Here is a 4,143-nt window from a genome sequence, read left to right on the forward strand (position 1 = left end):
GGCAATAGGAGTATATTTTGAACAGTGATGATATTGGCTCGATCATTGAATGCTTTATATCGAAAGAGAGTGCACTAAACAATGTTAAGAACTTTTTTATTGCCAATAAAATGGAAGCACTATCATTTCTGGCGGGAGTTGTATCTTTAGCTATTGCTTTGATTGCAGCTCTATTAGGTGACGCTACCACTTCTTACATATCGTTATTTGCTTTTTTTGCATTTCTTGTACTGTATTCATTGTCCTCATTCATTTCTACAGTTAGCTTCTTTGTGGGGGCAACAAAAGAAACTTTAAAAAATATAAATGAAAGATATCGGTCGGACTATATAGTCGCGGAAGAAATTTCAACCTTCGGTGATGACAGCATAGACTGCGTTAAGGTTCTCTTTGAGGATCGCATTAGGTATTTAGAATCGAGGGTAGGTTTCCTTGTTGGAATTGTTGATAAACTCGGTATTGTTCCAGCTATCATCATGATCTACTTGGCATATGTTAAAGCATTGGGTTCCGAAGAAATATTCAACTTATCACCTTTAATCACAGGCATCGTTTCTGGAGTTTATTTAGGAGCAATTACAGCTCGTATTGTAATTGATGCTTTGCGAGACAAAATAGGCATCTTAGAGCTTTCGAAAAAAATATCTCAAAAGCGCAAGGGGTTCAAATTGCCCTAACAAACTGTTTAAGAGTGATTCGCAACGCGTGGCATTTTTACTATGCGTTGCTTTTAGTGTTTAAGGTGGTATGCGGTAGCTTCGGTATTGCGTTGCTCACACCTTAACAGGGCGTTAACCCAATTTAGGTAACTATGAAGTACTTTAGTGATTCAGAAAGAGGCGCTTTGCCTCAAACAAAAAATGAAATTCCGCACAATGTGTGGCTTGGACTGACCGCTTATATTCAAGGTCTAATTGACACTGGGTGTTTTGGTGAGAGGTTTCCTGAACTTTGCCCTGATGGTCAAGGTTGTTATGGAACTAATGAAAAAATGTTTTCATCAGCACTTCAAGCGGAAATTCTAGAGATTGAATATCCTTTTGTAACAGAGCAAGAAGAAAACCCAGATAGTTGGGTTTCTAAAGAAGTACCATTCACACCTAGCTATCTAGATGTACTTGATCTTATTCAGTTCTGTTATATCAATGTCAGTAAGCCAGTGCTGGGTCAATATCATCAGTTTTACGGTCATCATCATATTGCTTCATTTGACATTCAAACTGCACAAGATGAATTCTTAAAAAAGATAAATACCATTTTTACCCGAAACGGTTTGGCTTATGAGTTGCTTGGGGATGGTCAAATTGTCAGAGTTGTGAGCAGCTCACTTACTTCAGTTATTCAGAGGACTCAAAAAACGTCAGAGCAAGCACTGAATGATCTACTTGAGCATGCAAATACAAAAATTTGCAACCCTGATGTGCGGGTTAGATATGAAGCTTTGAAAGAGCTCTGGGATGCGTTTGAACGTATAAAAACGGTCTCTAATCCAGAGAATAAAAAGCAATCAATGACTATTTTGCTAGACAGTTGCTCGTCTGATACAGAGTTTCGGGCTGAACTTGAGGAAGAAGCTAGAAAACTAACAAGCATAGGAAATACGTTCTTCATCCGTCACTCAGAAATGAGTCAGGTAAAGCTTTCTGACAGTGACCATATTGAGTATTTATTTCATAGGCTTGCAAGTTTTATGTCACTGCTAACGAAAAAATTGGGTTAACAAACTGTTCAAGAGGGATTCGCAACGCGTGGCATTTTCACTATGCGTTGGTTTTAGTGTTTAAGGTGGTATGCGGCGGCTTCGGTATTGCGTTGCTCACCCCTTAACAGGGCGTTATAAGCCAAGGTTAGTTGGTTAGATAATTAATAAAGAGAAAAATATGTACGATAATGAAGTAATTGAGTATGCGAGAGAGCAAGAGAACATAATCTCTAAATTGGAGTATCGTGTACACGAGCACGATGATGGACGTTCTGAGCACCGCCAAGATCTGATGCGTGATTATGCACGAGTTCTATACTCATCATCTTTTAGACGTCTGCAAGGTAAGATGCAATTGCTTGGTGTAGATGCTAATAAGTTCAATCGAAACCGACTCACGCATAGTTTGGAAGTGGCACAAATTGCTCGCTCCATTGCTTACGACCTCAAGTTGCAGCATACGGTTGTAGCTGAAACTGCATCACTAGCACATGATATTGGTAACCCGCCTTTTGGACATTACGGCGAAGTTGTACTTAACGACTTGAGTTCAGGGTGTGGTGGTTACGAGGGAAATGCTCAAGCATTCCGAATCTTACGTACTTTAGAAAAGAAACATTACGCGTATCCGGGGCTAAACCTAAATGTGCGCACTCTCATGGCTATTACCAAATACTTCTTCAATAAGCAGCAGAACAGTAAAAAGTTCTTATACGATGCCGATTATGACTTTTTAAAAGGCGAACTTGAAAGTAAAGGAGTTATTGTCACCAAGAGTATTGATGCTGAGATAATGGATTTAGCGGACGAAATTGCCTATGCAGCACATGACTTAGAGGATGCACTAAGCTTTGGCATGATCAGTTTAGGTGAAATAGTTCATGAGTTTAGCATTAGCGACAAGTTCAAAGATGCATACCCAACCATGGCTACGATTGCGAAAGATGCGCAAGGTGTGGCTATGAAAGCTAGTCGTAGTGGTACGTCAGAAGAGTATGCAATCGTTCTCAAGAAAGAGCTGACGTCAAAAATAGTTAATACCTTATGCTCTGACATTGGTTTAGTTGATGGTTGTTTAGGTTACAAAGAACATGCAAAACTAGCTGAGGGGCTGAAAAAACTGTTGTTTAAAGCAATTCTTCGTAAGAAAGACATTCAGCTTTACGAGCGAAGAGGAGAGCAGATTATTCGTGGTTTGTTTGAGGTTTATTCTGATGAAAAATACAACAAAGATAACATCTTACTACCACCAGAATTGCGTTCAATTAATGACTGCAAAACTCGCTTAGTTACTGACTACATCTCAGGCATGATGGACTCATATGCAGCTCAGGAGTATGAAAAGTACTTTGGTAAGGGTAGCGCAGATAAATTCTATTTTAAGTAGAGTTGGCTTATAACAAAGCATTTAAGAGTGATTCCCAACGCTTGGCATTTTTCATTCCATCGTTGGGTTTCGTGTTTACGGTGGTATGGTTTAATTCCGTGGTAGCGTTGCTCACACCTTAATGCGGCGTTATGTGATTAGGACAAAAAATGAGTATTCCCCAAAAGTTGTATAAATATGAGAGTGTTACCACTCAAGCTTTGGCTAATCTAAAAAATGGTCAAATTTATTTTTCACTTCCAAGTCAATTCAACGACCCATTTGATTGCTCGCTTCCAATTAGTCTAGACCTAAAACCTGAATCACTATCTAGGTTTCGTAAGAGTTTTATCGATCGTGGAGATTTACCTGAGCTTGGCGTCAAGCAGCTTGAAGATATGACTGATAGTTCTTTGTATGGGATGTTAGAAAAGGCTATGCACGAAATACTAGGTACAACTTTAATAGGAAAAGGTGTTTCTTGTTTCTCAAGTGATTATGACAATCTTCTAATGTGGTCTCATTATGCTTCAAAGCATACTGGTTTTTGCTTGGAGTTTGAAACTTCACTTGAACCATTTAATAAAGCCAGAAAAGTAAAATATGTTGATAATTTTCCCAAGCTAGACGCTGAAGTTTTGGTTGTCGATGGCAACTATGAGCCAGTTCTCGAATTGCTTCATACTAAGTCCACCGCTTGGTGCTATGAAAATGAATGGCGTTGTATACATTCTGAAGCCCCGTTGGCATATACCTACCGACAAGAATCGTTGACTGGGGTCTATTTTGGCTCTGAAATGGATAACGCAGCTGTTGAAATTATTTGTCTCATTTTACAAGGACAAACCCCGAATGTGCGTTTTTGGCAAGGGAAAAAATGTGCAGATAAATTCGGCTTAGAGTTTGAGGAGTTTTTCTATACATCCCACATCAAAGCAAAAGAGTTGGGTGCGATCTAATCACATAACAAACAATTTAAGAGTGATTCCCCACGCTTGGCATTTTTGGTTTAGGTTTAGTTTTGTGTTTACGGTGTCCAAATTGAGTGTAGTGGTTGCGTGGCTCACACCTTAAT

Annotated in this window: 4 protein-coding genes; all 4 read left to right on the forward strand. The window is 39.2% G+C overall.

Features of this window, described 5'->3' with window-relative positions; all coding sequences use genetic code 11:
* Nucleotides 1–17: 17 nt before the first annotated feature.
* The 4 genes from ACF8EG_RS12290 to ACF8EG_RS12305 all read left to right on the forward strand — a co-directional run bounded on the left by ACF8EG_RS12290 (nt 18) and on the right by ACF8EG_RS12305 (nt 4,027).
* Entirely contained in the window at nt 18–677 is a 660-nt protein-coding gene (locus ACF8EG_RS12290) for a hypothetical protein (RefSeq protein ID WP_069507195.1), read from the forward strand.
* Between the two features lie 134 nt (nt 678–811).
* Complete coding sequence (locus ACF8EG_RS12295) at nt 812–1,720, forward strand: AbiJ-NTD4 domain-containing protein (protein WP_069507189.1); 909 nt, start codon at nt 812–814, stop codon at nt 1,718–1,720.
* A gap of 160 nt (nt 1,721–1,880) precedes the next feature.
* The gene (locus ACF8EG_RS12300) at nt 1,881–3,089 is read left to right on the forward strand and encodes a deoxyguanosinetriphosphate triphosphohydrolase family protein (protein WP_069507188.1); all 1,209 of its coding nucleotides are present in this window, start codon (nt 1,881–1,883) and stop codon (nt 3,087–3,089) included.
* 149 nt (nt 3,090–3,238) lie between these two features.
* The gene (locus ACF8EG_RS12305; protein ID WP_069507186.1) at nt 3,239–4,027 is read left to right on the forward strand and encodes a DUF2971 domain-containing protein; all 789 of its coding nucleotides are present in this window, start codon (nt 3,239–3,241) and stop codon (nt 4,025–4,027) included.
* Nucleotides 4,028–4,143: the final 116 nt, after the last annotated feature.

Source organism: Vibrio sp. YQ_11 (genome assembly GCF_043103065.1).
Taxonomy (GTDB): domain Bacteria; phylum Pseudomonadota; class Gammaproteobacteria; order Enterobacterales; family Vibrionaceae; genus Vibrio; species Vibrio parahaemolyticus.

Bases quoted from the DNA above. Each gene is read 5' to 3' on its own strand.
- ACF8EG_RS12295 (WP_069507189.1), top strand. From the start codon at position 812: ATGAAGTACTTTAGTGATTCAGAAAGAGGCGCTTTGCCTCAAACAAAA.
- ACF8EG_RS12305 (WP_069507186.1), top strand. From the start codon at position 3,239: ATGAGTATTCCCCAAAAGTTGTATAAATATGAGAGTGTTACCACTCAA.
- ACF8EG_RS12300 (WP_069507188.1), top strand. From the start codon at position 1,881: ATGTACGATAATGAAGTAATTGAGTATGCGAGAGAGCAAGAGAACATA.